Source organism: Sandaracinus amylolyticus, from assembly GCF_021631985.1.
Taxonomy (GTDB): Bacteria; Myxococcota_A; Polyangia; order Polyangiales; family Sandaracinaceae; genus Sandaracinus; species Sandaracinus amylolyticus_A.
The window spans coordinates 1,445,351-1,471,754 of record NZ_CP070225.1; the positions used below are offsets into that span (position 1 = coordinate 1,445,351).

General features: G+C 72.1%; 20 protein-coding genes. 13 read left to right on the top strand and 7 right to left on the bottom strand.

The annotated features are described in order from the left end of the window. Positions 1 to 74: 74 nt before the first annotated feature. From ilvC to pheA, 8 genes are read left to right on the top strand one after another with little or no spacing between them, the layout of a single operon-like run. Entirely contained in the window at positions 75 to 1,085 is a 1,011-nt protein-coding gene (gene ilvC / locus I5071_RS05965; RefSeq protein ID WP_236604414.1) for a ketol-acid reductoisomerase, read from the top strand. After that, the gene (locus I5071_RS05970) at positions 1,085 to 2,695 is read left to right on the top strand and encodes a 2-isopropylmalate synthase (RefSeq protein ID WP_236604415.1); all 1,611 of its coding nucleotides are present in this window, start codon (positions 1,085 to 1,087) and stop codon (positions 2,693 to 2,695) included. Before ilvC ends, I5071_RS05970 begins: the two co-directional genes overlap by 1 nt. Continuing rightward, positions 2,695 to 4,134 carry a 3-isopropylmalate dehydratase large subunit gene (leuC, locus tag I5071_RS05975; protein WP_236604416.1) on the top strand — a complete coding sequence of 480 codons (1,440 nt, stop codon included), beginning with the start codon at positions 2,695 to 2,697 and terminating at the stop codon, positions 4,132 to 4,134. The genes I5071_RS05970 and leuC overlap by 1 nt, the downstream gene beginning before the upstream one ends. Next, the gene (gene leuD, locus I5071_RS05980; RefSeq protein ID WP_236604417.1) at positions 4,131 to 4,733 is read left to right on the top strand and encodes a 3-isopropylmalate dehydratase small subunit; all 603 of its coding nucleotides are present in this window, start codon (positions 4,131 to 4,133) and stop codon (positions 4,731 to 4,733) included. Before leuC ends, leuD begins: the two co-directional genes overlap by 4 nt. Beyond that, positions 4,730 to 6,352, top strand: a complete 1,623-nt coding sequence (gene cimA / locus I5071_RS05985) for a citramalate synthase (RefSeq protein ID WP_236604418.1) — start codon at positions 4,730 to 4,732, stop codon at positions 6,350 to 6,352. The genes leuD and cimA overlap by 4 nt, the downstream gene beginning before the upstream one ends. Next, positions 6,349 to 7,425, top strand: a complete 1,077-nt coding sequence (gene leuB, locus I5071_RS05990; RefSeq protein ID WP_236604419.1) for a 3-isopropylmalate dehydrogenase — start codon at positions 6,349 to 6,351, stop codon at positions 7,423 to 7,425. The genes cimA and leuB overlap by 4 nt, the downstream gene beginning before the upstream one ends. Positions 7,426 to 7,463: 38 nt before the next feature. Further along, positions 7,464 to 9,230 carry an oxaloacetate-decarboxylating malate dehydrogenase gene (gene maeA / locus I5071_RS05995; protein ID WP_419249642.1) on the top strand — a complete coding sequence of 589 codons (1,767 nt, stop codon included), beginning with the start codon at positions 7,464 to 7,466 and terminating at the stop codon, positions 9,228 to 9,230. Further along, positions 9,227 to 10,387 carry a prephenate dehydratase gene (gene pheA / locus I5071_RS06000; protein ID WP_236604421.1) on the top strand — a complete coding sequence of 387 codons (1,161 nt, stop codon included), beginning with the start codon at positions 9,227 to 9,229 and terminating at the stop codon, positions 10,385 to 10,387. The genes maeA and pheA overlap by 4 nt, the downstream gene beginning before the upstream one ends. 31 nt (positions 10,388 to 10,418) lie before the next feature. Here pheA and I5071_RS06005 read toward each other — a convergent pair whose 3' ends face one another. Both I5071_RS06005 and I5071_RS06010 read right to left on the bottom strand, forming a co-directional pair. Further along, positions 10,419 to 11,345: a tetratricopeptide repeat protein gene (locus I5071_RS06005; protein WP_236604422.1), complete on the bottom strand. Its 927-nt coding sequence runs from the start codon at positions 11,343 to 11,345 to the stop codon at positions 10,419 to 10,421. Continuing rightward, on the bottom strand, positions 11,342 to 12,760 hold the full coding sequence (locus I5071_RS06010) for a serine/threonine-protein kinase (RefSeq protein WP_236604423.1): 1,419 nt from the start codon (positions 12,758 to 12,760) through the stop codon (positions 11,342 to 11,344). The genes I5071_RS06005 and I5071_RS06010 overlap by 4 nt, the downstream gene beginning before the upstream one ends. Before the next feature lie 9 nt (positions 12,761 to 12,769). Between I5071_RS06010 and I5071_RS06015 the strand changes: the two genes are divergently transcribed. Beyond that, on the top strand, positions 12,770 to 14,176 hold the full coding sequence (locus I5071_RS06015; protein WP_236604424.1) for a winged helix-turn-helix domain-containing protein: 1,407 nt from the start codon (positions 12,770 to 12,772) through the stop codon (positions 14,174 to 14,176). Here I5071_RS06015 and I5071_RS06020 read toward each other — a convergent pair whose 3' ends face one another. Next, positions 14,177 to 15,841 carry an RCC1 domain-containing protein gene (locus I5071_RS06020; protein WP_236604425.1) on the bottom strand — a complete coding sequence of 555 codons (1,665 nt, stop codon included), beginning with the start codon at positions 15,839 to 15,841 and terminating at the stop codon, positions 14,177 to 14,179. A 92-nt stretch (positions 15,842 to 15,933) separates the two neighbouring features. On the opposite strand from I5071_RS06020, the gene I5071_RS06025 reads away from it, so the two are divergent. Together I5071_RS06025 and I5071_RS06030 are read left to right on the top strand one after the other, a co-directional pair. Then, positions 15,934 to 17,607 carry a DUF1592 domain-containing protein gene (locus I5071_RS06025; RefSeq protein ID WP_236604426.1) on the top strand — a complete coding sequence of 558 codons (1,674 nt, stop codon included), beginning with the start codon at positions 15,934 to 15,936 and terminating at the stop codon, positions 17,605 to 17,607. After that, the gene (locus I5071_RS06030) at positions 17,604 to 19,052 is read left to right on the top strand and encodes a DUF1552 domain-containing protein (protein ID WP_236604427.1); all 1,449 of its coding nucleotides are present in this window, start codon (positions 17,604 to 17,606) and stop codon (positions 19,050 to 19,052) included. The genes I5071_RS06025 and I5071_RS06030 overlap by 4 nt, the downstream gene beginning before the upstream one ends. Here I5071_RS06030 and I5071_RS06035 read toward each other — a convergent pair. The 4 genes from I5071_RS06035 to I5071_RS06050 form a co-directional block, all read right to left on the bottom strand. Further along, entirely contained in the window at positions 19,045 to 19,938 is an 894-nt protein-coding gene (locus I5071_RS06035) for an SDR family oxidoreductase (RefSeq protein WP_236604428.1), read from the bottom strand. The genes I5071_RS06030 and I5071_RS06035 overlap by 8 nt on opposite strands. A gap of 16 nt (positions 19,939 to 19,954) precedes the next feature. After that, entirely contained in the window at positions 19,955 to 20,815 is an 861-nt protein-coding gene (locus I5071_RS06040) for an AraC family transcriptional regulator (RefSeq protein ID WP_236604429.1), read from the bottom strand. Beyond that, positions 20,812 to 22,335, bottom strand: a complete 1,524-nt coding sequence (locus tag I5071_RS06045) for a serine/threonine-protein kinase (protein WP_236604430.1) — start codon at positions 22,333 to 22,335, stop codon at positions 20,812 to 20,814. Before I5071_RS06045 ends, I5071_RS06040 begins: the two co-directional genes overlap by 4 nt. 196 nt (positions 22,336 to 22,531) lie before the next feature. Then, entirely contained in the window at positions 22,532 to 23,614 is a 1,083-nt protein-coding gene (locus I5071_RS06050; RefSeq protein WP_236604431.1) for a serine/threonine-protein kinase, read from the bottom strand. 116 nt (positions 23,615 to 23,730) lie between these two features. Between I5071_RS06050 and I5071_RS06055 the strand changes: the two genes are divergently transcribed. After that, positions 23,731 to 24,969: a serine/threonine-protein kinase gene (locus tag I5071_RS06055; protein ID WP_236604432.1), complete on the top strand. Its 1,239-nt coding sequence runs from the start codon at positions 23,731 to 23,733 to the stop codon at positions 24,967 to 24,969. Between the two features lie 213 nt (positions 24,970 to 25,182). After that, the gene (locus I5071_RS06060) at positions 25,183 to 26,403 is read left to right on the top strand and encodes an SUMF1/EgtB/PvdO family nonheme iron enzyme (RefSeq protein WP_236604433.1); all 1,221 of its coding nucleotides are present in this window, start codon (positions 25,183 to 25,185) and stop codon (positions 26,401 to 26,403) included. The last annotated feature ends 1 nt before the right edge of the window (position 26,404 follow it).

The following is a 26,404-nucleotide window of genomic DNA, read 5'->3' on the forward strand; positions in this document are numbered from 1 at the left end:
AAGGGACCGGAGCGGCGAGCCGATTTCGAACCGAAGATTCAGCGCCCGAAGACAGGAATCGAGGAGAGACCACAATGCAGATCCGCTACGACCGTGACGCCGACCTGAGCCTCATCCGCAGCAAGAAGGTGGCGATCGTGGGCTATGGCTCGCAGGGCCACGCCCACGCGCAGAACCTCCGCGACAGCGGGGTCCAGGTGGTGATCGCGCTACGGGACGGCAGCGGCAGCGCGAAGAAGGCGAAGGCCGACGGCTTCGAGGTGAAGTCGCCCTCGCAGGCGGCGGAGTGGGCCGACGTCGTGATGATGCTGGCGCCCGACACGTCGCAGCCGGCGATCTGGCGCGACTCGGTCGCGCCCGCGATGCGCAAGGGCAAGACCCTGATGTTCGCGCACGGCTTCAACATCCGCTACGGCACCGTGACGCCGCCGCCGGACATCGACGTGTCGATGGTCGCGCCGAAGGGCCCCGGTCACCGCGTGCGCGAGACGTTCGCCGAGGGCGGCGGCGTGCCCGCGCTGCTCGCGGTGCACCAGGACGCGAGCGGTCAGGCGGACGCGCTGGCGATGAGCTACGCGTCGGCGATCGGCGGCGGCCGCGCGGGCGTGCTGACGACGACGTTCACCGAGGAGACCGAGACCGATCTCTTCGGCGAGCAGGCCGTGCTCTGCGGCGGCGTGAGCGCGCTGGTGAAGGCGGGCTTCGAGACGCTGGTCGACGCGGGCTACCAGCCCGAGCTCGCGTACTTCGAGTGCCTCCACGAGCTCAAGCTCATCGTCGACCTCATGTACCGCGGTGGCCTGCGCTACATGCGCCACTCGATCAGCGACACGGCGGAGTGGGGCGACTACCAGGCGGGCCCGCGCATCGTCGACGAGCGCGTGCGCGGCGAGATGAAGAAGCTGCTGGGCGAGATCCAGGACGGCACCTTCGCGCGCCGTTGGATCGCGGAGAACGAGTCGGGCCGCGCTCAGTACAAGTCGATCAAGCGCTCCGAGCGGAACCACCAGATCGAAGAGGTCGGCGCGGGGCTGCGCAAGATGATGCCCTTCGTCCAGCCCGTCACGGTCGAGGAGAACGAGTGATGTCGGCGGTGGAGGGGAACGACTACGTTCGCATCTTCGACACGACGCTGCGGGACGGCGAGCAGTCGCCGGGCGCGTCGATGACGAGCGAGGAGAAGCTCGAGATCGCGCGTGCGCTCTCGCGCCTCGGCGTGGACGTCATCGAGGCGGGCTTCCCCGCGTCGTCGCCCGACGACTTCGCCGCGGTGCGTGCGATCGCGGATCGGATCGGTCGCGATCCGGTGCCGGGTCGCCCGCAGGCGGAGCCGCCGATCGTGTGCGGCCTCGCGCGCGCGACGAAGAACGACATCGAGCGTGCGTACGAAGCCGTGAAGGTCGCGATGCGCCCGCGCATCCACACCTTCCTCTCCACCAGCCCGATCCACCGCGAGCACAAGCTCCGGATGACCAAGGAGCAGGTGATCGAGCGCGTGCGCGAGATGGTCGCGCGCGCGCGCGAGCTCTGCGAGGACGTCGAGTTCAGCGCGGAGGACGCGGGACGCACCGAGCCCGAGTACCTGTGGGAGGTCGCGTCGGTCGCGATCGCCGCGGGCGCGACGACGATCAACCTGCCGGACACGGTCGGCTATCTGACGCCGTTCGAGCTGCACGCGATGATCGCGGGCGTGAAGAAGAACGCGGTCGGCGTGGACCGCGTGATCCTGAGCGTGCACTGCCACGACGATCTCGGGCTCGGCGTGGCGAACACGCTCGCCGGGCTCGAGGCGGGCGCGCGTCAGGCCGAGCTGACGATCAACGGCATCGGCGAGCGCGCGGGCAATGCGGCGCTCGAAGAGGTCGTGATGGCGCTCTCGGTGCGTCGTGATCGCATGAATCTGCGCACCGGGATCGACCCGACGCAGATCACGCGCACGAGCCGCCTGGTCTCGGCGCACACCGGCATGCTGGTGCCGCCGAACAAGGCGATCGTCGGCGCGAACGCGTTCGCGCACGAGTCGGGCATCCACCAGGACGGCCTGCTCAAGCACGAGAAGACGTACGAGATCCTGAAGGCCGAGGACGTCGGCGCGAGCGGCACGCGCCTGGTGCTCGGCAAGCACTCGGGGCGTCACGCGCTGGAGAAGCGCCTCGCCGAGCTCGGCGTCGCGCTCGACCAGGCGGGTCTCGACGCGGCGTTCAGCGCGATGAAGGCGCTCGCGGATCGCAAGAAGCACGTGACCGACGCGGACCTGCTCGCGCTGGTCTCGTCGGAGCGTCGCGAGGAGCTCGGCGGGTGGCGCCTCGAGGCGCTGCAGATCTCGGCGGGCACCCAGGGCATGCCGACCGCGACGGTTCGTCTGCGCGGCGAGGACGGTCGCGACGTGACGCAGGCGGCGGTGGGCACCGGCCCGGTGCACGCGTGCTTCCGCGCGATCGACGCGGTGGTGGATCTGCCGGTCGAGCTGCTCGAGTACACGGTGCACGCGGTGACCGAGGGCATCGACGCGCTCGGCGAGGTGAGCGTGCGGGTGCGTGATGCGTCGGGCGGTCTGCACGCCGGATACGGCGCGGACACCGACGTGCTCGTCGCGAGCGCGAAGGCGTACCTCGCGGCGCTCGATCGGGTTCTCAAGGAGCGGGTGGTGGCGAAGGCCAGCGAGCAGGCGGCTCGTCTGAAGGAGAGTGCGTGATGAGCGCGGCGGCGGATCGTCCTCGGACGATGTTCGACAAGATCTGGGAGTCGCACGTGGTCGCGGAGCACCCGAAGCGACCCGCGGTGCTCTACATCGATCTGCACCTCGTCCACGAGGTGACCTCGCCCCAGGCGTTCTCGACGCTGCGCGAGCGCAACATGAAGGTGCGCCGCCCCGATCGGACGCTCGCGACGATGGATCACTCGACACCGACGCGTCCCGGTGGTCTCGCGGTCGTCGACTCCGAGGGGCGCCGTCAGCTCGAGCAGCTGATGCGCAACTGCGCGGACAACAACATCGAGCTCTACTCGCTCGGCACGCCGCGCAACGGCATCGTGCACGTGGTCGGTCCGGAGATGGGCCGCACCCAGCCGGGCATGACGATCGTGTGCGGCGACAGCCACACGTCGACGCACGGTGCATTCGGCGCGCTCGCGTTCGGCATCGGCACGAGCGAGGTCGCGCACGTGCTCGCGACGCAGTGCCTCCTGCAGCGTCGCCCCGAGCCGGTCGAGGTGCTCTTCGGCGGGCGCGCGCCCGAGGGTGTGACCGCGAAGGATCTCGTGCTCGCGCTGATCGCGCAGATCGGCGTCGACGGCGGCACCGGATGCGTCTTCGAGTACCGCGGTGAAGCGGTGCGCCAGCTCTCGATGGAAGGGCGCATGACGCTCTGCAACATGTCGATCGAGGCGGGCGCGCGCGCCGGTCTCGTCGCGCCGGACGACACGACGTACCAGTACCTGCACGGTCGTCCCGGCGTGCCGAAGGGCGAGGGCTGGGATCGTGCGCTCGCGCGCTGGCGCGCGCTGCCGACCGACGAGGGCGCGCGCTTCGCGAAGACGATCACGATCGACGTCTCGCGCCTCGCGCCGATGATCACGTGGGGCACCAACCCCGCGATGGCGATCCCGATCGACGCGCCGGTGCCGCGCCCCGAGGACGCGCCCGACAGCGCCGAGCGCGCCGCACGCCAGCGCGCGATCGAGTACACGGGCCTCGAGCCCGGCAAGCCGCTGCTCGGCAAGAAGATCGACGTGGTCTTCATCGGCTCGTGCACCAACTCGCGCCTCAGCGATCTGCGCGAGGCCGCGGCGGTGCTCGCGGGCCGCAAGGTGAAGGAAGGCGTGCGCGCGATGGTCGTGCCGGGCTCGCACGACGTGAAGAAGGCGGCCGAGGCCGAGGGGCTGCACGAGATCTTCAAGGCCGCGGGCGCGGAGTGGCGCGAGCCCGGCTGCTCGATGTGCATCGCGATGAACGAGGATCGACTGACGCCCGGCCAGTACGCGGTGTCGACGTCGAACCGCAACTTCGAGGGCCGTCAGGGCCCGGGCAGCCGCACGTTCCTCGCGTCGCCGCGCACCGCCGCGGCCTGCGCGATCGCCGGTGTCGTCGTCGATCCCCGCAAGCTCCCGTTCGTTCCGGAGGTGGCCGCATGAAGCCCTTCGAGAAGCTGAAGTCGCACGCGCTCCCGCTGCTCGCGGACGACGTCGACACCGATCAGATCATCCCTGCGCGCTTCCTCAAGACGATCGACAAGGCGGGCCTCGCCGAGGGTCTCTTCGCGGAGTGGCGCAAGAACCCGGGCTTCGTGCTCCACAAGCCCGAGCACGCCGGCGCGCAGATCCTGATCGCGGGGCGCAACTTCGGGTGCGGCAGCTCGCGCGAGCACGCGCCGTGGGCGCTCGAGGCGGGCGGCTTCCGCGCGGTGATCGCGCTCGGCTTCGCCGACATCTTCCGAGGCAACGCGACGCGCAACGGCGTGCTCCCGGTCGCGCTCGCGCCCGAGCCGCACGCGGCGCTCATCGCGGCGGTGCAGGCGAACCCGAAGATCGAGATCGAGATCGATCTCGAGAACGAGCGCGTGAAGTGGAACGGCTGCACCGCGACGTTCCCGATCGACGAGTTCGCGAAGCACTGCCTGGTGCAGGGCATCGACGAGCTCGGGTACCTCGTCGCGTACGCCGATCGGATCCGCGCGTTCGAGCGTCGCCACGACCTCGAGAGCCTCGCGGGCGGTGTGGAGGCGACGTCGTGAGCAACGAAGGGGGCGCCGACGTCGTGGACGCGCTTCGCGTCCGCATCTACGACACCACGCTGCGCGACGGCACGCAGCGCGAGGGGCTGAGCCTCACCTGCGAGGACAAGCTGCGCATCGCCGATCGCCTCGATCGGCTCGGCGTGAGCTGGATCGAAGCGGGCTGGCCCGGCTCGAACCCGAAGGACGCCGAGCTCTTCGCGCGGGCGCGCGATCACAAGCTGACGCATGCGAAGTGGGCGGCGTTCGGCGCGACGCGGCGCGCGCACGTGCGTCCCGAGCACGACCCCCAGGTCGAGGCGCTGCTCGAGGCGGGCACCGAGGTCGTCACGATCTTCGGCAAGAGCTCGCGCCTGCACGTGACCGAGGTGCTGCGCGTCACGCTCGACGAGAACCTCAAGATGATCGAGCAGACCGTCGCGCTGCTCGTGAAGGAAGGGCGCACCGTCGTCTACGACGCGGAGCACTTCTTCGACGGCTGGCGCGAGGACGAGTCGTACGCGCTCGAGTCGCTCACCGCGGCGCGCAACGGCGGCGCGAGCGAGCTCGTGCTCTGCGACACGAACGGCGGGAGCCTTCCGTGGGACGTGGAGACGATCGTGGGCCGCATGGTCCGCGCGTTCTCGTGCCCGGTCGGCATCCACGCGCACGACGACGGTGGTCTCGCGGTCGCGAACTCGCTCGCTGCGGTGCGTGCGGGCGCGCGCCACGTGCAGGGCACGTTCAACGGGTGGGGCGAGCGCTGCGGCAACGCGGATCTCTGCACCATCATCCCGGACCTCGAGCTGAAGCTCGGCGCGCGCTGTCTTCCCGAAGGAAGGCTCGCGGAGCTCACCGAGACCGCGCGCGAGCTCGCGGAGCTCGCGAACCTCACGCCCGATCCCCACAAGCCCTACGTCGGGCGCAGCGCCTTCGCGCACAAGGGCGGCGTCCACGTCGCGGCGGTGCGGCGCAGCAAGCGCAGCTACGAGCACGTCGATCCCGAGCGCGTCGGCAACAAGTCGCGCGTGGTGGTCAGCGAGCTCGCGGGGCAGGGCAACGTGCACGCGCACGCCGAGCAGATTGGTCTATCGCTCGAGGAGGAAGAGGCGCGTAGCGTCGTGCGTGCGATCAAGGCCGACGAGGCGCGCGGCTACTCGTTCGACGCCGCGGAAGCGAGCGTCGCGATGCGCATCGAGCGCGCCCGTCCGGGTTACGTCGCGCCCTTCCGCGTGCTCGACTACCGCGTGATCGTGGGCCGTGATCGCGAAGGGCAGCCGACCGCCGAGGCGACGGTGAAGGTCGCGATCGGCGATCAGGTCGTGCACACCGCGGGCGAGCACCAGGGCCCGGTGGCGGCGCTCGATCGTGCGCTGCGCGCGGCGCTCGAGCCCTCGCTGCCGCGCGTCACGGCGCTGCGTCTGGTGGACTTCAAGGTGCGCATCCTCGACGGGCGCCTCGCGACCGATGCGGTCACGCGCGTGCTCGTCGACACGAGCGACGGCGACGACACGTGGAGCACGGTCGGCGCGTCGTCGAGCGTCGTCGAGGCGAGCCTCGAGGCGCTGGTGGACGGAATCGAGCACGGCCTCGCGCGCCACGCGCGTGCGAGCGTGCCCCCGCAGGAGAAGGTCGGATGACGAGCGCTCGGATCGTGGTGTTGGGCGGAGACGGCATCGGCCCCGAGGTGACGGAGGCCGCGCTCCACGTGCTCGGCGTGGCGGCGAAGCGCGGCGGCAAGTCGTTCGAGACGCGCGACGAGCTGCTCGGCGGCATCGCGATCGACGCGACCGGCGAGGCGATGCCCGAGCGCACGCGCGAGGCGTGCGTCGCGGCGGATGCCGTGCTGCTCGGCGCGGTCGGCGGGCCGAAGTGGGACGATCCGCGCGCGAAGACGCGCCCCGAGGCGGGCCTGCTCGGGCTGCGCAAGGCGATGGGCGTGTTCGCGAACCTGCGCCCGGTGCGCCTGCACGCCGCGCTCGCGGACGCGTCGCCGCTGCGCCGCGATCGCATCGAGGGCGCGGACATGGTGTTCGTGCGCGAGCTGACCGGTGGTCTCTACTTCGGCACGCCGAAGGGACGCGCGGTGGAGAACGGCGTCGAGCGTGCATTCGACACGCTCGTGTACGACCAGAAGGAGATCGAGCGCGTCGTCGATCTCGCGTTCCGCCTCGCGGCGCCGCGCAAGAAGAAGGTCACGAGCGTCGACAAGGCGAACGTGCTCGAGAGCTCGCGCCTGTGGCGCGAGGTCGCGGTGAAGGTCGCATCGCGCCACGCGGGCATTGCGCTGGAGCACCAGCTGGTGGACTCCTGCGCGATGAAGCTGCTGACGCACGCCAAGGACTTCGACGTGATCGTCACCGAGAACATGTTCGGTGACATCCTCACCGACGAAGCCGCCGCGCTCGCGGGATCGCTGGGCCTGCTCCCGAGCGCGTCGCTCGGCGAGGGCCCGCGCGGGCTCTACGAGCCGATCCACGGCTCGGCGCCGGACATCGCGGGCAAGGGCCTCGCGAACCCGGTCGGCGCGATCCTGAGCGCCGCGATGCTGGCGCGTCACTCGCTCGGCTGGACCGACGAAGCGGCCGCGATCGAGCGCGGTGTGGACGCCGCGATCGCAAAGGGCGCGCGCACGCGCGATCTCGGTGGCACGCTCGGGACCCGCGAGATGACCAACGCGGTCGTGGATGCGATGCAGGGAGGCGGAGCGTGACCCAGGGGACGACGACGGATACGGAGCGTGGGGGCCGGGTGACCGGCGTCGTCTCCAGAGCTTCGGGCGCGGCGCGCGAGGTGGAGATCCGATACGACGCGCAGGGCGCGCCGTACCTCGCGACCACGCTGCGCGGCGCGCAGCTGCTGCGTCATCCGCTGACGAACAAGGGCGCGGCGTTCGATCGCGAGGAGCGCCGCGCGCTCGGCCTCGAGGGGCTGCTGCCGCCCGCGATCACGACACTCGAGCAGCAGGTCGAGCGCGCGTACGCGGGCTTCGGGCTGCAGACGACGGCGCTCGGTCGCAACCTCTACCTGCGCGGCATCCAGGATCGCAGCGACGTGATCTTCCAGGCGCTGCTCGCCGCGCACCTCGAGGAGCTGCTGCCCTACGTCTACACGCCGACCGTCGCCGAGGCGATCGAGCGCTTCGATCACGTGCACCAGGAGCCCAAGGGGCTGGTGATCACGTATGACGACATCGAGCGCATCGACGCGCTGCTCGCGGCGTGGCCCGCGGACGACGTGCGCGTGGTGGTCGCGACCGACGCGTCGGCGATCCTCGGCATCGGCGATCGCGGTCACGGCGGCATCGGCATCTCGATCGGCAAGCTCTCGCTCTACGGCGCTGCGGGCGTCGATCCCGCGCGCACGATGCCGGTGCTGCTCGACGCGGGCACCGATCGCGACTCGCTGCGCGAAGATCCGCTCTACCAGGGCGTGCGTCGCGAGCGTGCGCGCGGTCAGGCGTATCTCTCGCTGGTCGACGCGTTCGTCGGCGCGCTCGCGCGTCGTTATCCGCGCGCGCTGCTGCAGTGGGAGGACCTCGCGAAGGACGCGGCGATCGACGTGCTGCATCGTCATCGCCGCTCGATGCCGTCGTTCAACGACGACGTGCAGGGCACGGGCGCGGTCGCGCTCGCGGGCCTGCTCGCGGCGTGCGCCGGCAAGGGTGAGCGGCTGCGCGACCAGCGTGTCGTGATCCACGGCGCGGGGGCGGGTGGCGCGGGCGTCGCGATGGCGATCCAGGCGGGCATGCGCCGCGAGGGGCTGAGCGACGAAGAGGCGCGCGCGCGTGTGCTCGTGCTCGACTCGCGCGGCCTGCTGGTCGAAGGCGCGAAGATGGAGGCCTACAAGGGGCCGCTCGCGCAGCGTCGCGCCGCGATCGAGAGCTGGCCTTCGTTCTCTGGGCGCAACGGCGGCGCAGTCACCGGTGAGCGCCCCGATCTGCTCGAGACCGTGCGCGAGGGTCGTGCGACCGTGCTGATCGGCCTGAGCGGTCAGGCCGGCGCGTTCGACGAGACGATCGTGAAGCAGCTCGCGTCGCAGTGCGCGCGCCCGATCGTGCTCGCGCTCTCGAACCCGATCACGTCGTGCGAGGCGCGTCCCGCCGACGTGCTCGCGTGGACCGAGGGGCGCGCGATCGTCGCGACGGGCTCGCCCTTCGCGCCGGTCGAGCTCGGTGGCAAGCGCTTCGTGATCGGCCAGGGCAACAACGCGTTCGTGTTCCCCGGCATCGGCCTGGGCGCGATGCTCTCGGGCTCGTCCGAGATCACCGACCAGATGGTGCTCGAGGCCGCGTACGCGCTCGCCGACTACGTGCAGGAGCGCCACCTCTCGAGCGGCGCGATCTACCCGCCGATCCGCGAGCTCCGCGAGGTCTCGGCGCACGTCGCCGCGCGCGTGATGCGTCGCGCGGTCGACGACGGAGTCGGCACCTGGCCCGAGGGCGCGGATCCCGATCCCGTCGCGTTCGTGCGCGCGCGCTCGTGGGCTCCGCGCCACCTCCCGGTGAGGCCCGCGTGAGCGACGACCCGCGCGCCTCGACCGAGTCGCTCATCACGCCGCTGCCGACGCCGGAGAACGGCGTGCCCGTGCCCGATCTCGCGCTCGCGCGGCAGCGCATCGACTCGATCGACGATCGCATCCTCGACCTCCTCGCCGAGCGCGCGGAGGTCGTGGGCGCGGTGCGTCGTGCGAAGCAGGCGAGCGGCGCGCCCGCGCTCGATCCCGAGCGCGAGAAGGCGCTGCTCGAGCGTTTGCTCGAGCGCGGCGCGGGTCGCTTCCCAAAGCCGGCGATCCTCGCGGTGTTCCGCGAGATCCTGAGCGGCTGCGTGTCGCTCCAGGCGCGCGTGACCGTCGCGTATCTCGGTCCGCAGGGCACGTACTCGCACGCGGCGGCGCGGGCGCTCTTCGGCTACGCGCCGCAGTACATCGAGGAAGCGACGATCGACGGAGTGTTCGAGTCGGTGCGTCGCGGTCGCGCGGTCTACGGCGTGGTGCCGATCGAGAACTCGACCGAGGGATCGGTCGCGGGCGCGATCGACGCGCTGATCGAAGGTGGCTGTCGCATCCGTCGCGAGCTGGTGCTGCCGATCAAGCACTGCCTGCTCTCGAACGTCGAGTCGCTCTCCGAGGTGCGCCGCGTCTACTCGCACCCGCAGGCGCTCGCGCAGTGCCGCAAGTACCTCGCGAACAACCTGCCGCAGGCGCAGATCGTCCACACCGCGTCGACCGCGCTCGCGGTGCGCGAGGCCGGTGGCGACGCGAGCGGCGCGGCGATCGGAAGCTCGCTCGCGGGCGAGATCATGGGCGTGCCGGTGCTCCGCGAGGGCATCCAGGACATCGCGTTCAACGCGACGCGCTTCGTGATGATCGGCAAGGACGACGCGAAGCCGACCGGCCGTGATCGCACGACGTTCACGTTCATCATCGCCGACGAGACCGAGCGCGGCGCGCTGCGGCGCACGCTCGGGGTGCTCGAGGACAACGGCGTGAACATGACGCGCATCGAGTCGCGGCCGAGCCGTGATCGTGCATGGCGCTACGTGTTCGTGATCGACGTCGAGGGGCACCGCGAGGACGAGAACGTCGCGGCCGCGCTCGCCGCGCTCGAGACGCGCGTGCAGGCGCTGACGGTGCTCGGCAGCTACCCGCGCTACCCGGACGTCGAGACGAAGTGAGTCCCTACCGGGGTGCTCGTCCCGGACGGTCTCACGGCGTCGTCAACGTGACGACGACGCCGTAGATCGGATCCGAGACTGGCGCTTCTTCCTGCGTCACCGTGAGCGGCACCGCGATCCCGACGATCGCGCTGGCCACGGCGAGCGCGATGCCCGACCACAGCCACGGGCTCTCGACGATCGGCGTGCCCGCGCTCGGCCCCGCGAGCACGACGCGCATGAGCTCGCCGCTGTCGACGCGCGCCGTGGTCTCGCGCCGTCCCGCGCCGTCCGCGACCGCGATCCGGTACTCGCCCGGCGGGAGGTCGCGTCGGATCGATCCTGCGCCGCGCACGACGCCGAGGATCTCGACGATCGCCTCGGGGGTCGGGCTCTCGACCACGAGCGTTCCGGGAAGCGTCGAGCCGAGCTCGGCGCGGATCGTCCGGCGTGCGCCGCGCTCGACGACGATGCGCTCCTCGTAGCTGGTGCGGCGCGGCGCGGATGCGGTGACGACGTGCTCACCGGGATCCACCGCGGTCTCGACGACGTCGCCGTCGGGCGCGGTCGCGACGAGCACTCCGTCGATGCGCAGCTCGATCGCATCGGCACCGATCACGCGCACCGAGAGATGTCCGAGCTCGCGCTGCGAGCGCGCGAGGAACGACTCGACCTCGCGTCGCTGCTCCGGCGAGAGCGCGCCGTAGCGCTCGGCGAGGAGCGCCTCGAACGTCTCGATCGCACGCTGGACCTCGCCGGTGCCGCGCAGCGCGATCGCGAGGTTGAACGCCGATCCGACGTTCGACGCGAGCGCGAGCGAGCGCACGAGGAGATCACGCGCGGTCGCGAAGTCGCCTGCGCTCAGCGCTTCTCGCGCCTGCTCGAAGAGGGCACGCGCGTCGTCGCGTTGAGCGCGCACCGACGCGGGCGCGATCAGCGCGAGCACGAGCAGCACGAAGAGGGCGCGGAGGAGGCTCACTCCCACTCCCACATCGGAATCTTCGTGCGCGATTCGCTGGCAGGGCGCCGCGACGCGCGTGCAGCGCGCCGAGCACGGGGCGCCGGCGCGCCGGGGGTCACGACATCCGTCTCCGATGCATCGTGCGCCGCGGGAGGTGTGGCCTCGATCACCGGCTCGGGCTGCGGCGCGGGCGCGGCGATCGGCGGGGCCGCGACGGGGGGCGGCATCGGAGGCGCTTCGGCGTGCTCGTCGGGCGTGAGGCTCGCCCACACCGAGACCACGGCCGCGATCACACCCGCGACGATGCTCGCGGTGAGCGCGGTTCGTCGTCCGCGCGAGATCGCCACGCGCGCCGGAGCACGCGAGCGCTCGCGCTGCCGTGCGAGCTCGTCGGCGAAGATCTCGCGAAGGTGCTCGCCGATGTCGAGCCGGCCCTCCTGTGCGATCGCGTCCGTGAGCACGTCCTCGAGCACGCGCGCGACGTCGAGCGCGGTGCGCGGGCGGCGCGCGGGATCCTTCGCGAGCATCGAGAACACGAGCTCGACGAGCTCAGGCGCCGCGTCGGCGCGCACGTCGCCGAGATCCGGCGGCGCCTCGTGCAGGATGCGCCGCACGCCGTCGTGTCCGTCGACGTTGCGATAGAGCCGGCGCCTCGCGAGCAGCTCGTACAGCACGATGCCGAGCGAGAAGAGATCGGCGCGTCGATCGACCTCCTCGAAGCGCAGCTGCTCGGGCGCCATGTAGCCGAGCTTGCCCTTGAGCACGCCGGTCGCGGTCCGCGTGGTGCGACCGAACGCCTTCGCGACGCCGAAGTCGGTCACGCGCGTGACGCCGTCGAACCCGACCAGGATGTTCTGCGGCGAGACGTCGCGATGCACGAGCGCGAGCGGCTCGCCGCTCGGCCCGGTGAGCTCGTGCGCGGCGTGGAGCCCGAGCGCCGCCTCGATGCCGATGCGCAGCGCGAGCTGCAGCGGCACCTCGGCGCGGCGCGCGATCGCTTGCTGGACGATCGCCGACGCGGGCACGCCCTCGACGTACTCCATGACGAGGTAGGGGCCCTCGTCGTCCTCCCCGACGTCGAGCACGCTGACGACGTTCGGGTGCCGCACGAGCCCCGCGATGCGCGCCTCGTCGAAGAACATCGTGCGGAAGTCCGCATCGTCGCGATGCGCGTCGTGCAGGCGTTTGCGCGCGTAGAGGCGCTCGAACGAGCCCTCGCGACGACGCACCAGCTCGACTCGCCCGACGCCCCCGCTGGCGATGTCCGAGAGATGCTCGTACGCGCTCGCGCGGCGTGGACGGAGCCAGCGCATCGGGCGCCATTGTATCCTCGCCCCGAGCGCCGACAAATGCCCGTGCACGCCCACCTCGAGGCCGATCGCGCCGCGATCGCTGCGGCGCTCTCCGGAGATCGCGCTGCGTGCGACGCGCACGTCGCGTCGATGTCGCCGTCGCGTCTCCGGAGCGCCGACGACGTGGATCGCGCATCGGCGGTGCGGGTGCTCGCGGCGAGCGCACGACATGCCGCGCTCGCGCTCGATGCGGCGCGGGTCGCGGAGCTCGACGATCGGATCGCCGAAGCACGGCCCACCTCGACCGACGTCGCGGCCGAGCTGGTCGCGGCGTGGCGCGCGCTGCTCTCGGGCGCGCACGCGCTCGCGTCGGAGCTCGCGGGCACTTGTGGCGCGCGCGCGTCGGAGCTCCGTCAGCCCGATCTCGTCGTCGACGCCGCATCGCTGGCGGCGCTCGCGCGTCTCGCGTCGGGCGACCTCGCGTCGGGCGTGAAGGCCGCGCGCCGCGCGTCGCGCATGGCGCGCACCGAAGGGATCCCCCTCTGCGAGGCGCTCGCGCACCTGGTCCTCGCGCGCGCACGGCGCGCGAGCGGGCACGCGCACCTCGCGCTGCGGATCACACGCGCGCTCGCCGCGCTGCCGGTCACGTCGCACCGCGCATGGCTCGCGTTCGAGCACGCGCTCGCCGGAGGCAGCGCATCGGTCGACGACGGCCGCTCGCTCGCATCGGCGCTCCACGCCTGGTGCGACGCCGCCGAGTCGGGGTCGCGCGCGCGCTTCGACGACGCGACGCGCGCGCTCCACACGAGCGCGGCGAGCGCGCCCGCGTTCCTGCGCGACGACGTGGAGACGCTCGTGCTCGCGTGTGATCCCGATCGTGATCCGCGCGGCACCTCGCTCGAGGGGTTCTTGCTCGGCGCGACCTCGGAGATGCCGCCTGCGCTCCACGGCGTCGCGACGACGCGGGGCCTCGTGACCGAGCCGGCGATTCTCTACGCGCTCCAGCGACGTGGGTCACCGCCGCGTCGTGTGGTGCGCCTCGGTCGCGGGCTCGCCGGCGACGACCTGCCCGCGCTGCAGCAGTCGCGGCGCCACCAAGGGCGCGCCGAGACCGTCGTCGCGACGCTGCTCCTCGCAGGTCCTCGAGGGCTCGACGAGGGGGAGTGCTTCCGCGCGGTCTACGGCTTCGAGTTCGTGCCCGAGATCCATCGCGGCGCGCTCGACGTTGCCCTGCATCGCGCGCGCGAGTGGCTCGGCGGCATCGCACGGCTCGAGCGACAGGGCAGCCACGTGCGCCTCGACGCGGAGCGCGGCCTCGTGTGTCCCGATCCGCGCGCCGGCCGCTCGCTCGCCGACAAGATCCTCGCTGCGCTCGCCGAGGATCGCGGACGCAGCGCGAAGGAGCTCGCGGAGGCGGTCGGCGCGCCGCTGCGCGCGGCCCAGGCGGCGCTCGCCACGCTCGTCGAGGACGGCGCGTGCGAGGCACGGCGCGCCGGCCGCGTGCTCGAGTACCACCTCGAAGACACGACGTTCAGCGAGCCGACGTACGTTCGCTGATCACGGCGGCAGGAAGCACACGCGTCGGGGCGTGGTCACGCGATCCCCCTCGACCTCACCGAGGCCGAGCTGATCCTCGGTGTTCCTCCCCCAGCACCAGAGCGTCTCGTCGGTGCGGATCGCGCACGTGTGATCGCGCCCGAGCCCGAGCGCACGGAACCCGCCGCGCCCCGGCACGACCACCGACGCGGGGCGGTTGATCTGATCGGTGCTCCCGACACCGATCTGCCCGAAATCGTTGCGACCCCAGCACGCGAGCGCACCGCTCGACGTGATCGCGCAGGTGTGCGAGCCGCCGCCCGCCGCGAGCGCGTACGGGCCTCCTTCGATCGGACCGACGGGCGTCGCGACGTTCGCGAGCAGCATCGGCCCGGTGCCGAGCTGTCCGTTCTGTCCGCCGCCCCAGCACCACAGCTCGCCCTCGCCGCGGATCGCGCAGCTGTGGAAGTCGCCCGCGGCGATCGACGTCCAGCCGTCGCACTCGCCGTCGATGCAGCCGACCTCGGTCGGCGCGGTGCGATCGAGGAAATCGCCCGTCCCGACCTCGCCCGACTCGTTGAGGCCCCAGCACAGGATGCGGCCATCGGTGCGCAGCGCGCAGTCGTGGAACCCGCCGGTCGCGATCTGCAGGAAGCGATCGTCGGGCGCGAGCAAGCGCGGGGTCGCCACGCCCCCGCCGATGTCCTGCTCGCCGACCTCGCCGTTGCGATTGCCGCCCCAGCAGTAGAGCCGACCGTCCTCGCCGATCCCGCACGTGTGATTCCAACCGGAGTCGATCAGATCGAGCGCGGGCTCGAGCGTCTCGGTCGGGCCCACCACCTCTTCACGCATCGTCCCGTCGCCGATCTGCCCGGCGTCGTTCCATCCCCAACACTGCCGCTCGCCGAACACACCGAGCACGCACGTGAAGTCGGTGCCGCACGATCCCACGGACCACAGGTTCGCCGCGAGCCGCGTCGGCACCGCGCGCTGCTCGCCGATCGACGTCTGCCCCGCGCGATCGCTGCCCCAGCAATAGAGCCCATCGGGCGCGGTCGTCGCGCACGTGTGGAGCTCGCCCGCGAACACGTTCTGCACGCGCACCGCGGCCCGGCACGCGCCGTCCTCGCACACGTCGCCCTCGCACCCGCACGACGAGCCGTCGCGACGTGGCGCGCACACGCCGCTCGTGCAGGTCTCGCACTCGCCGCAGAGCGGTTGCGAGCGAGCGGTCGCGCCGACCGGGCTCGGCTCGAAGCACTCGCCGGTGCACACGCCGAGCTGACACGTGCGTCCGTCGTCGCACGGCTCGATCCCGACGCACTCTCGGTCGAGCCAGAGGTGCAGCTCGCGTCGCTCGTGGGTCACGTACCCGGCGACCGCGGAGACCTCGACCAACACCTCGCCGCTCGCATCGAGCAGCGCGCCCTCGACGCGGAAGCGACGGCTTGCATCCCCGTCGCGCGGCACCAGCGGCACGCGCGCGAGGTGCGTCACGCCCTCGCGCGAGAGCGCATCGGTCCGATCGAGCGCGTTGCCCTCGTCGGTGTCCACGCGCACGCGGATCGACGCCGCCTCCGCGGCGAGATCGTCCTCCGCGTGGAAGAAGACGAGCACCTGCGTCGCCGGCACGGTGCGACAGCCGAGCGCCAGGGCTGCGAGGCCGGCGAGGAGCCACGCGCGCATCGCACCTTGTCTACCACGGTCGCCATCCCCCGCGGTGTCAGCGCGATCGAACCGTAAGTGATCGCGCCGCGGGGTTCGCGCACGCTGTCCTCATGAGCGCCGCGCTTCGACGTCCATCGCTCTTCTTCGCGGCCGCGCTCTTGAGCGCGTGCACCGGCGATCTCGGCGGGGGACCGGCGGGTCCCAGCGGCTCGAGCCCTCGACCTGGCCCGGGCGGGCCCGGTGATCCCGTCGCGTGCGACACCGGGATCCCGCAGGTCGCGCCCGCACCGCTGCGTCGCCTGTCGCCGCTGCAGTACCGCAACACGGTGCGCGATCTGCTCGGCGATCCTGGCTACACACCGAACGTCGACGACGCCGCGTCGGTGATCACCGAGCGCGGCGTGCGACAGCTCCGCGACGCGGCGGAGCTCGCGATCGCGCGTCGCTCGAGCTGGTCGCGCGAGATCTTCCCGTGCGACACGAGCGGCGCCGCGGACGAAGCGTGCGCGTCGTCGTTCATCGAGTCGTTCGGTGCGCGTGCGTTCCGCCGCCCGCTCGACGACGACGATCGCTCGGCGCTGCTCGACGCGTATCGCAACGCGCTCGCGAACGATCTCACGTTCGGCGAGGCGATGGAGATCGTGCTCGAGGTGATCCTGCAGTCGCCCGAGGTCGTGTACTTCGAGGAGCGCGGCGCGCCCGGCGCGACCGACGCGATCCGCCCGCTCTCGCAGTACGAGGTCGCCTCGCGGCTCTCGTACTTCCTGTGGAACACGACGCCCGACGACGCGCTCACCACCGCGGCGCGCGACGGCGCGCTCGACGCCGCGGGGCTGCGCGCGCAGGCCGAGCGCCTGCTCGACGATCCACGCGCCGAGGAGACGCTGCAGTCGTTCTTCTGGGAGTGGCTCCAGCTCGGCGGCGGACGCCTGCACCACGCGCTCGAGTCGACCTCGAAGGACGCGACGCTCTATCCCGAGTACGACGCGGATCTCCAGGCGGCGATGCGCACCGAGCTCGAGGCGCTGGTGCGCGACAGCTTCACGCGCGGCGGCAGCTTCGAGGATCTGCTCACCACGCGGCGTGCGTACGTGAACGGTCCGCTCGCCGCGCTCTATGGCGTCGAGGGACCGAGCTCTGCCGACGAGTGGGCGTGGGTCGATCTCGATCCCACCCAGCGCGCCGGGCTGCTCACGCGTGCCGCGTTCCTCACCGTGTTCTCGAGCGCGACCGTGCAGTCGCCGATCCGCCGCGGCGTGTTCGTCGTCGAAGAGGTGTTCTGCGTCGAGCTCGGCACCCCGCCGCCCAACGCGAGCGACGTGGTCGTCGACGGCGGTGACGACGGAGACGGTCTGCGCACCGTGCGCCAGGACGTGACCGCGCGGACGACGAGCGGCACGTGCGCGAGCTGCCACGCGATCATCAACCCCGTCGGCTTCGCGTTCGAGCACTACGACGGCATCGGACGACACCGCACCGACGAGCTCACGACCGGCCTCCCGCTCGATGCGAGCGGCGTGGTCGCGGGCACCGACGTCGACGGCGAGGTGCGCGACGCGGTCGAGCTCAGCACGCGCATCGCGACGAGCGCGCGAGCGCGTACGTGCTTCTCGAATCGCTGGCTCGAGCGCGCGCTCGGTCGCGTGCCGGCGCGCCTCGACACCTGCTCGGTGGACCGCATCGCCGAGCGCTTCCGAGAGTCCGGCAGCATGCGCGAGCTCCTGCTCGCGATCGTCGAGAGCGACGCGTTCCGATACGTGAACGTCCAGGAGGTGGCGCCGTGAACGATCTGCACTCGGGCCGTCGCGCCTTCCTCGTGGGCCTCGGAGGCGCGATCATCTCGCTGCCGCTCCTCGAGCACACCCACGGCCGCGCCTTCGCGCAGGGCCCTGCGCCCAAGCGCTTCCTCACCGTGTTCGAGCACGGCGGGACGATCTCGAACATGTACCGCGGCTGGCCCAACGGGGACGGCGGTTGGCGCGCCGACGGTCGCGGCGAAGGGCACGGGCTCGACTACTGGGCGCCGGCGAGCACCAGCGAGACGCTCGCGCTCGGTCCGATCCACCAGGACCTCGCGCCGTGGGCGTCGAAGCTCCTCGTGCTCCAGGGCGTCGACAACCGCGCGGGCATCCTCCAGAGCGAGTACGCCGACGGCGGGCACGGCACCGCGAACGTCACCGCGCTCACCGCGGCGGACATCTCGGACCCCGGCGACGACGCGGTCTCGCGCGGTCCCTCGATCGATCACGTCCTCGCCGAGCGGCTCGCCGCGATCCAGCCCGCGCGCTTCTCGCGCATCCACCTCGACGTGTCGGGCCATCACTACGGCTCGCCGTACTTCCGCGCGGCTGGTGAGCGCGTCGAGGGCGAGCCCGATCCGCGCGCCGCGTTCGACTCGATCTTCGAGGGCGTCACCGGCGACGGCGCACCCGATCCCGCGCTCCTCCGTCGCATCCGACGCCGCCGCAGCGTGCTCGACGGAGCGCTCGATCAGCTCGCGCGGTTCCGCTCACGCGTGAGCGCGAGCGATCGCGCGGCGGTCGACGCGCATCTCGAGCACCTGCGCGCGCTCGAGCGCGAGCTCGACGCGCTCGAGACTCCGCCGATGTGCGCACCGCCCGACGAGATCGCCGAGGCCTCTCGCGCCGAGGTGATCGGCCCGCTGCACGTGCGCATCATCGTCGCCGCGCTGCGCTGCGGGCTCACCAACGTCGCGAACCTCGAGATCGCCGACATCATCACGCCCTGGGTCGGCGGGACCGACTGGGGCTACGAGATCGGGCACTCGCTGCACCACTACGCGCGCGAGATCGGCCCCGAGGGCCCCTCGGCGGGCCAGCACGACCAGTGGGTCTCGGAGATGCTCGCGAACCGTCGCTGGCGCATGAGCCTGGTGCGCCAGCTGATCGAAGGGCTCGACGACCCGACGTTCCTCGAGGGCGATCGCACGCTGCTCGACAACAGCCTCGTGCTCTGCACGAGCGAGTTCTCGAACGGCGCGGTCCACGTCGCCTACAACGTGCCGGTGCTGCTCGCGGGGAGCGCGGGCGGGTACTTCCGCACCGGGCGCAACATCGACTACGACACCGCGCCCGGCGCGCTCGAGTACACGTCGCGCGAGTCGACGCACAACCTCTTCACGTCGATCCTCCAAGCGTTCGGCGGAGACGACGCGCACTTCGGGAGCGAGCACGCGGTCCACCAGGGCCCGCTCCCCGAGCTCACTTGATCTCGAAGGGCGGGATCACGCGACCGTCGACGTCGGTGAAGCCGTACTCCGGCGCGAGATCGCCGACGCACAGCACGCGCCCGCTCTTCGCCATCACGCCGGTGTCCGCCGCGAGCGCGGCGACCGCGCGCCCCAGATATCGCGGCGATTCCGTCGACGCGAGCTCGGGGCGCTCGCGCCATCGCTCCTCGGTCGTGTGGTGCCCCGCGAGCACCAGCTCGGTGCGCATCCAGCCCGGCGACACCGCGACGGATGCGACGCCGTGCGGCCGCAGCTCCTCCGCGAGGTCGAACGCGAGGCGATTGAACGACGCCTTCGCGAGGTCGTAGAAGAGATTGCCGCGCAGATAACGATCACGATCCCAGAACGTCGTCGTGACGATCAGCCCGCGCTTCTGCTCGACGAAGATCGGCGCCGCGACGTGGCTCGCGATCAGATGGCTGCGCAGACCGCCCTCGAACATGCCGTTCCAGTGCGCGAGCGGCTGCTCCCAGAACGGCGCGGAGAGCGACTCCTTGGTGAACGTCTCGTGTCCGCCCCACACGTTGTTCACGAGCAGATCGAGCCGCCCTTGCTCGCGCATCACGCGCGCGAAGAGCGCGCGCACCTCGCCCTCGTCGCGATGATCGCAGCGCACCGCGATGCCGCGCCCGCCCTCGCGCGTGACGTCGTCCGCGGTGTCCTCGATCGTCCCCGGCATCCGCGAGATGCCGCTCAGCTCCATGATCCCGCGGTACGCGTCGGGCGCCGACTCGCGCGTGCTCCGACCGGTCACGTAGACCGTCGCGCCGGCCGCGCCCAGCTCGAGCGCGATGCCGCGCCCCGCGCCGCGGCTCGCCCCGGTCACGATCGCCACCCGACCTCGCAGTGTTCGTTCGTTCGTCATGATCGTGCTCGTACGTTCATGCGCCCGACGCGGCTTGGAGAAACCCGAACTCGCGACGCAGCGCGCTCGGCGTGAGCCCGGTGAACGCCCGCACGTCGTGCACGAGGTGCGACTGATCGACGTACCCGCACGCGATCACCACGTCGGACCACGCGCTCCCCCGACGCACCATCGCCAGCGCCGCGCGGAACCGCGCGAGGCGACACGCGGCCTTCGGCGAGAGCCCGACGTGCTGGTGGAAGAGCTGCTCGAGCCGTCGCTCTCCGACGCCGACGTGCGCCGCGACGTCGCGCACCCGCTCGCGACCGCCGTGCTCCGCGATGCGCCGCATCGCCGCGAGCGCCGCGCGATGCGGGGCCGCGTCCACGCCGCGCAGTCGCTCGCGGAGGATCGCCTCCATCGTCGCCACCCGCGCGCGTCCGTGCGGCGCCGACGCGAGCCGCTCGCGCGCCTCCTGCGCCGCGCGTCCCCAGAGCGCGTCGAGCGACACACGCGCGCCCGCGATCTCTCCCGCCGGCACACCGAGCTGGTGCCCGATCGCGCCCGCGCGCAGGTGCACGCCGACCTGCTCGATGCGGCCCGCCATCCGGATGATCACCGGCGCGACGCTCGCGCCGTGCACCTCGGCCTCGAGCGCGTCGTCGCCGCGCGGGCCGGGCACAGGATCGCCCAGCGTGAACGCGACGTGCACCGTTCCGTCGGGCAGCACGCGCTCCACGATCTCCTCGCCCCTCGCGATCGGCTCGAGGCACAGGTGGATCCGCGTCACGTACGCGCGCAGCGCGAGCGAAGGCGCCCATGCGGAGTAGGGCGCGTCTTCGAGCGGCGGCGGCAGCGCCGCGAGCGGATCTTCGGAGACGAAGATCCGCTCGGTCACGCGCGCTTCCGCGCCATCATCGCGACCACGACGCCGACCCCGAGCGCGATCACCACGCGCGCCGCGGACCACAGCGGATCCCAGTGACCGGGGCGCAGAAGCGCGACCACCGACCACACGCGCGACGCGATCTCCATCGCGCCGTACGTGAACACGCCCGCGCCGAGCGCGGTCCACGCACGCGCGCCCACCGCCTCGATCGCCGGCGCGCTGCGCCATGCACCGCGAAGCGCGCGCGTGCTGCCCGCGAGCGCCGCCGCGAGCGCGACGAGCGCACCGAGCACCACGAGCACCAGCTCCGCGTCGTGGATCTGCGCGCCCTCGCGCAAGCCGTCGACGAGCAGCGCGAGGAACGTGCCCACACCGAGCCCCACGCCGAGCGACGCGCTCACCGCGCCGCCGATCGCGAGGGGCCGCGCCCACTTCGCGCGCCGGTTGATCGACTTCGTGCGCGCCGCGCTGATCGGGCGCACGTCGTCGGTGATCACGGTGCTCGTGCCGCCGGCGTCGAACACGGCGATCGCGTGCTCCATCTCGTCGATGCTCGCGAAGCGCGCCTCGGGATCGCGCGCCATCGCGCGCTCGATCACCGCCTCGACGCCCTCGGGGATCGCGGGCTCGATCGTGCGCGCGCGCTCGGGCGATTCCTCGAGCAGCTTCACCAGCGTGACGCTCGCGTCGGCCGAGCCGTAGGGCGCGCGACCGGTGAGCATCCGATAGAGCAGGGCGCCCGCCGAGTACACGTCGCTGCGCGCGTCGACGTTCGCCGATCCGCGCGCCTGCTCCGGCGACATGTACGCGGGCGTCCCGACGATCGCGCCGGTGCCCGTGAGCTCCGCGTCGCCGCCGATCTTCGCGACGCCGAAGTCGAGGATCTTCAGCGTCACGCCGCCCGCGGGATCGCGCGCGAGGAAGAGGTTCGACGGCTTCAGATCGCGATGCACCACGCCGCGCGCGTGGGCCGCCGCGAGGCCGCGGCACACCTGCCGGAACAAGCGGATCGCCCGCGGCGCCGAGAGCTTCGTCTCGCGCGCGAGGTGCTGCTCGAGATCCTCGCCCTCGAGCTTCTCCGCGACGATGCACGGACGACCATCGGGCGTGCGCAGCACGTCGACGACGTCGACCACGTGATCGCTGCGCACCTGGCTCATCGCGCGCGCCTCGCGATCGAAGCGCGCGAGCAGATCCTCGCGCCACGCGAAGCCGTGGTGGATCACCTTGACCGCGTAGCGCCGCTCGAGCCGCAGGTGCTCGGCCTCGTACACGAGGCCCATGCCTCCCTCGCCGAGCCGCGATCGCACCCGGAAGGTGCCCGCGAGCACCGCGCCGAGCATGGGATCCTCGACGCCCGGTGGCAGGCTGCCGAGCGGGGTGCCGTCGCTGGGGCACACCCGATAGCTGGTGGGGTGCGTCGCGCCGCACGTCGCGCATCGCAGCTCCCCGGGCGAGGTGCTGGCGCTGCCGAGCGCATTGGGCTTGGCGAGCACCGTGGCGTCGTTCGACGCACCCGTCGCAGTCAACGCAGCGCCTCCTCGCACACGCGGCGATGTAGGCGCCGATCGTCTACCTTCGACGTCGCACGCGCCTCACCACGCAGGAGCCTCCGACAACGCCTCTTGAGCACCGCGGGCACGTCCACAGTCTAGCGCGACGAGCGCCTCGCGAACGTGTCTTGGTGTCTCTCTGCAACGCTTCGGTGCGAGCGGACGTGATGCCTCACTGCTTCTTGCGGCTGAGCTCGAGCGGGATCGCCCCGCTCGCGTCGAGCTCGTCCGAGGACGCCCCGAAGAGCGCCGCGCGAACGCGCTTCGCCTGCTCCACGTCGAGCGACGAGACGCTGCGACGCCCGGTCCCGAGCCCGAGCCGCTCGCGCGCCTCGCGCACGTCGTTCGCGATCGCGTGCATGTCCGGCGGCTCGTCGAGGTGATCGCGCAGCACGCGGCGAAGCGCGACGCCCATCGAGCGCACGTCGGGGAAGCGACTCGCCGGGTCGCGCGCGAGCGCGGTGTGGACGATCTCGGCGAGCGCGGTCGGCACGTCGGGACGGATCGCCATGATCGGCGGCACGCTCGCGCGGGCCACCTTCTGCAGGATCTCGACGTCGCTCGCGCCCTCGAACAGTCGCTCTCCCGCGAGCGTCTCCCAGAGCACGATGCCCACGCCGAAGAGATCGGTGAGCGCCGACGGCGGATGATCGAGCGTGAGCTCCGGCGCGAGGTAGCCGAGCTTGCCCTTCACCGTGCCGGGGTTCGTCACGCGCGCGCGATCGGTCGCCCGCGCGAGGCCGAAGTCGGTGATCTTCACCGCGCCGTTCACCGCGAGCATCACGTTCTGCGGCGTCACGTCGCGGTGGAAGATCGGCGCAGCATCGCCGTCGGGCGTCTCGCGGGTGTGCGCCGCGTGCAGCCCGCGCAGCACTTCCACCACGATCGCCACCGCGGTCGGCCACGCGACCTGCTCCTCCACGAGCGCGTGCGCGTGCACGAGGCGGCGCAGGTCGAGCCCCTCGACCCACTCCATCACGAGGTAGTGGCCGTGCTCGTCGCTCCCGAAGTCGTGGATGTGCACGATGTTCGGGTGGTCGAGCGTGGCGTTCACGCGCGCTTCCTCGACGAACATCGCGACGAACTGTGGGTCCACGGCCAGCGCCGGGTGCGCGCGCTTGAGGGCCACCGGGCGCTCGAAGCCCTCGGCGCCGAGCGTGATCGCACGCCAGACGGTCGCCATCCCGCCCTCGCCGGCGCGCTCGACGAGCTCGTACTTCCCGGCGATCCGCCGCCCCGGTTGGTCCCGCCCCACGACGAGCGAGGATACCAGCCTCGTGAGCCCGCGCAGTCGATGATCCCCCGGCCATTTCGTTCATCGCTGAAATGCCGCCGCGGATCAGGTACGCTGGCGCTCGCAGGCTGGAGCGGATGGCGGTCGACGCGCCGGGCAGGATCATCGCGGGGAAGTACGAGCTCGTCTCTCCCGCAGGCGAAGGCGGCATGGCCGTCGTGTGGAAGGCGCTGGCGCGCGGCGCCGGGAGCTTCCAGCGTCCCGTCGCGATCAAGCGCATCCAGCACGCGAAGCACGCGGACCCGAGCTTCGTGCGGATGTTCGAGGAGGAAGCCCGCGTCGGCTCCGAGCTCCATCACCCGAACGTCGTGCAGATCCTCGACTTCGGCATGGACGAGGAGGGCGGCTACTACCTCGTGATGGAGTGGATCGAGGGCCTGGACATGTTCCAGTGGGTCCGCTCGTTCCCGAAGGGTCTGCGCGAGACCCCATGGCCGCTGGTCGCCGCGATCGGCATCGAGGTGTGCCGCGCCCTCGCTGCGGCGCACGAGCGCGTCGACGCGCGCGGGCAGATCGTGCCGGTCTACCACCGCGACGTGTCGCCCTCGAACGTGCTGCTCGGCGTGAGCGGCGTCGTGAAGCTCACGGACTTCGGCCTCGCGCGGGCGATGGATCGCGCGAGCATGACGCGGCCCAACGTCATCAAGGGCAAGCTCGCGTACTGCGCGCCCGAGCTGATCAGCGGCGCGAAGCCGAGCGCGCAGTCGGATCTGTTCGCGCTCGGCGTGGTGCTCTGGGAGGCGCTCGCGCAGAAGCGTCTCTTCACCGGGAAGAACGATCTCGAGGTGCTGCTCGCGGTGCGCAAGGGCGACGTGCCGCGGCTCTCGGATTTGCGGCCCGACCTGCCGCACTCGCTCGCGCTCGCGGTGCACACGGCGCTCGAGACGCAGCCCGACACGCGGTTCGAGAACGCGAAGTCGATGGCGCGCGCGCTCGCCGCGGTGCTGCGTGCGGAGGCGGAGCACGCGGATGCCGAGCCGCTCGGCGCGAGCGTGCGCGCGGCGCGTGTGAGGCTGGGCAAGGACGCGCCCGAGGGCGCACCGCAGCCGGTGCTCGAGGCGCCGACGCCGAAGCTCGGCGCGCCCGCGCTCACGCCGGTGTCGGAGCCGAGCGCGCAGGAGATCTCGCTCACCGAGCTCGAGGCGGTCGAGACGCCGACCGTGCTGCCCGCGGAGAGCGCGAGCATGTCGGTCGAGAAGGCACCGAACAAGACGGTCCCGGGATCGCCCGCGGTGCTGTCGCCGGCGCCCAGGGGGTTGTGGCAGAGCGATGATCGAAGCGTCGCGGAGCCGCTGCCCCTCGTGAAGAAGAAGTAGCTCGTCGGGGCAACGGCCGAGCACGCGCAGGCGGCACGAGGGACGTGCACGGGCACGAGCACGTCCCGATCGTGTGCGCGATCGAGTCGGTGACGTCGCGAGCGAGCTCTCGGAGGGTCGCGCCGGTCCATCGTGACCTCGCCTGGCTGCGATCGATGCATCCGGCTGGCGGCCACTGTCGGGACGCGTCGCGTTCGATCATGATCCGGCCTCATGGCACCAGCCGTCGCCCGAGCCGCGTTGGATCCGTCGTCGCGTAGGATCGCTTCCCTCGCGAGAACGCTGCTCGTCGGGTCGCTGACACTCGCGGGCTGCGAGTGCGGCGCCCGCACCGGCGTCCTCATCCCCGACGCCACCTACCCCGACGCGTCGTTCGTCGACGCAGCGGCGGCCGCGTGCGGGCCCGAGCACCCCGACGTCGCGTGCGTGCCCGGCGGGGCGTTCGAACTCGCGCGCTATTGGTGGTACGGCGAGCAGCCCGCTCCGTCGGAGATCGAGCCGTCGCCGGTCGCTCCGGCGATCCTTCCGACGTTCTGGCTCGATCGCACCGAGGTCACCGCGGACGCGTACGAAGCTGCGGTGCGCGCCGGGGTCGTGCCCGCGCCGCCCGACGACTGCGGGGTGCGCTTCGTGCTCGGCGTCGACCCCGACACCGGTGTCGTCGACAGCGTGCCGGAGTCGTCCGGATGGCACGCTGGCGTCCCCGGCGACGCGCGCCGCGACCAGCCCGTCGTGTGCGTCACGCGCGAAGAGGCTCAGGCGTTCTGCGAGAGCGAGGGAGGACGCTTGCCGCTCGCGCCCGAGCTCATGAAAGCAGCGCGCGGCGTCGGACCCGCGCCGCGGCGGTTTCCCTGGGGCGACGCGGCGCCCACGCGCGATCACGGGTGGGCGCTCCCCGACGGCGGCGAGCGATGGTGGATCGAGCACGCGATCGTGGGGCTCTGGTGGGGCGAGCCGGATCCCGTGCGCGAGACCCGCGCAGTCGGCGCCGCGCCGCTCGGGGTGAGCCCGTACGGCGCGCTCGACCTGAGCGGGAACGTGAGCGAGCACCTCTTCGACTGTGTCGTCGATCTCGAGACCTCGTATGGCCGGTCCACCGAGCTCGTCGAGATCACACATCCCGTGTGGCGCGCCGAATGTCCGCCGTCGCGCGGGCGTCCGACGCTCCTCGTCGCGGGAAGCAATTGGGCCTCGACCACGGTCGGCGCGCTGTCGTTCGGCGTGATCCAGCTCGTGCGGCTGCCGAACGAGGTCCACGAGCTCAGCAACGTCGGTGCGAGCGTTCCGCTCCAGTATCCAGGCCTGCAGTTCGCCGGCTCGTTCGTTCCGGCGGAGATGCCCGCGGACCCGAGCGATGTGCCGTCCGAGGCCGCGCGCCGCTCCTGGTTCGTCGGGTTCCGCTGCGCGTACGACGTCGCGCCCGCGTCGCGCTGAC